Source organism: Helicobacter sp. MIT 01-3238 (assembly GCF_003364135.1).
In the GTDB taxonomy this organism is placed as follows: Bacteria; Campylobacterota; Campylobacteria; order Campylobacterales; family Helicobacteraceae; genus Helicobacter_B.
In genome coordinates this window covers 1-1215 of sequence record NZ_NXLN01000057.1, presented here as the reverse complement: position 1 = coordinate 1215, position 1215 = coordinate 1, and the positions used below count along the sequence as shown (strand labels likewise).

3 protein-coding genes are annotated in these 1215 nt (G+C 41.0%); all 3 read left to right on the top strand.

The features are described 5' to 3' along the window. On the top strand, positions 1–323 hold a 323-nt coding region (locus CQA40_RS11470; RefSeq protein ID WP_220271927.1), incomplete at its 5' end, for a hypothetical protein. Continuing rightward, positions 320–637 carry a hypothetical protein gene (locus CQA40_RS10735; RefSeq protein WP_115520814.1) on the top strand — a complete coding sequence of 106 codons (318 nt, stop codon included), beginning with the start codon at positions 320–322 and terminating at the stop codon, positions 635–637. The genes CQA40_RS11470 and CQA40_RS10735, both read left to right, overlap by 4 nt. A 182-nt stretch (positions 638–819) precedes the next feature. Beyond that, positions 820–1029 (top strand): hypothetical protein, encoded by a 210-nt coding sequence (locus tag CQA40_RS10730; protein ID WP_115520813.1) that lies wholly within the window; start codon positions 820–822, stop codon positions 1027–1029. Positions 1030–1215: the final 186 nt, after the last annotated feature.

Below are 1215 nucleotides of genomic sequence, written 5' to 3'. Positions count from 1 at the left end.
CAACTGCCAACAATGCAAACGCAAGCACTTCCGTCATTACTAAAGAAACTGTGCTTCGCTTGTTTTGCGAGCGAGCAAAGCGAGCGTGGCAATCTATAAGAAACACTCTTAGCACAAAAAATAGATTGCCACGCATTTGCTACACAAAACAAGCGAAGCGCGGTTTCTTTAGAAAACAAGCGAAGCGCGGTTTCTTTAGAAAACAAGCGAAGCGCGGTTTCTTTAGAAAACAAGCGAAGCGCGGTTTCTTTAGTAATCCACAAAATCATAAGCTAACAATTTCACGCGCTTTGGTGGATTTTGTGCTATCATTTCGCCTATGAGTAAAAAAGACGCTACAAAATCATCTATCAATGTCTTACTTGCGCTTATGGTGGTGTTTTTGAGCGCATTGCTTGGCATTATCGGCTGGGTATTTGTGCGCTATGAGGAGCTATCGCTATTTAAGCTTATAGGCGCGATAAGTGGTGGGTGCTTTTTGCTAGGGATTTTTTGCGCCTTTGCTTTTTCTATATATAGACAAGCTCAAAAGATTGGAGAAAATGAAATGATAGGCGGAATCTTAGCACTTACTTTGCTTTTTTGCACGGGCGTGGCTGTTTTATTTTTTGCTTACCTTATCACTGCAAAATCTTAAAAAATCTCAAATCATTTGTCATTGCGAGCAAGTCGAAAGACTTACCCACCCCCAAACCCCCTCGTGCTAAGGGAGGGGGCTTTTGAAAAGCCAAACGCGGTTACTCTAAGGGAGAGGGCTTTAGGAAGTTTCCCCCACAAGTAAAATAACTTGTCATACTGAGCGTAGCGAAGTATCCAAAAATGCAAACGCAAATCTGCAAAATCCTTTGGATATTTCGGTTTCTTACAAAACCTCAATATGACAGCACTTCCGTCATTACTAAAGAAACTTCGGCTTCGCCTCGCTTTGCTCGTAATGACAAAAAATCAATCCACCCCCCCAAAAAACACATAAGTAACCAAAAGCACACAAACCCAAATTCACACACAAACAACCAAATCCCTTTATAAAAACACCCCCCAAATCCACCCACAATCCCATTCAATCCACCCCAAAAACACAACCCCCCAAATCAATCCAAAAACACAACCCAAAATCACCCCGCCAAACCCCCTAAAATCCGCCGTTTTTTTTTTTTTTTGGTTTTTTTGCAAAATTTTGCGATTTTTTTCTTTCATTTAAGGATTATTTAAGCT